The sequence below is a fragment of the Nocardioides dubius genome (genome assembly GCF_039528155.1).
Classification (GTDB): Bacteria; Actinomycetota; Actinomycetes; order Propionibacteriales; family Nocardioidaceae; genus Nocardioides; species Nocardioides dubius.
Window position 1 is genome coordinate 99,587 of the sequence record NZ_BAAALG010000007.1, and the last position, 938, is coordinate 100,524.

The 938-nt window shown below is 73.9% G+C and carries 1 protein-coding gene; it reads right to left on the bottom strand.

The window, feature by feature from the left end; translation table 11 throughout:
• Window positions 1-938: L-2-hydroxyglutarate oxidase (gene lhgO, locus ABD151_RS09240; protein WP_343993564.1), on the bottom strand; the 938-nt coding region annotated here is incomplete at both ends.

Here is a 938-nt window from a genome sequence, read left to right on the forward strand (position 1 = left end):
GACCGCGGTCGCCAGCTCCTCGACGCCGGTCCGCCAGTAGCGCCGCGCCACCCGCCAGGTTCCCGGCCAGCCCAGCGTCTCGGCGAGGTCACGGCCACGCACCCGCCGCAGCCGGTAGGCGTCACGCGCGCCGACCAGCATCGCGGTCGGACCCAAGGAGACGACGCCGTCCAGGTGGCGGGTCAGGTGCACGCCGAGGAACGGCAGGTCCGGGTCCGGCACCGGATAGATCATCCCGCGCACCACGGGCGTCTCGGTGTGCTTGAGGCGCAGGTAGGCGCCGCGGAACGGCACGATCCGGGGGTTGGCGTCGGCCCCCGACGACCGCGCCAGCCGGTCCGCCCACAACCCCGCGCAGACCACGACGCGATCGGCCCGCAGCCGCGCGGTCGCGGTGCGCACGCCGCCGGTCTCGTCGACCTCCTCGACCCGCTCCCCGAACCGGAAGACCACGCCCTCGCCCTCCAGCTCGGCACGGATCGCCCGCGCCACCTGGGCATAGTCGACGATCCCGGTGTTCGGAGCGTGCAGCGCAGCGGCCCCCACCGCATGCGGCTCGATCCCCGCGATCTCCGCGCCGGCGATGCGTCGCAGGCCGGGGACCTGGTTGGCGATGCCGCGCCGCTCCAGCTCGTCGAGCCGTCCCAGCTCGGAGGCGTCGCGGGCCACGATCAGCTTGCCGGAGCGCTCGTGCGGGATCTGGTGCTCAGCGCAGTAGTCGTACATCAGCCGCGCGCCCTCGACGCACAACCGTGCCTTCAGCGAGCCCGGCTGGTAGTAGATCCCACCGTGGATCACCCCGGAGTTGTGCCCGCTCTGGTGGGCGGCCACGTCGGCCTCCTGCTCCAACACCGCGATCCGGCTTCCCGGACGACGGCGCAGCAGCTCGCGGGCCACCGCCAGGCCAACGATTCCGGCCCCGACCACCACCGCGTCGA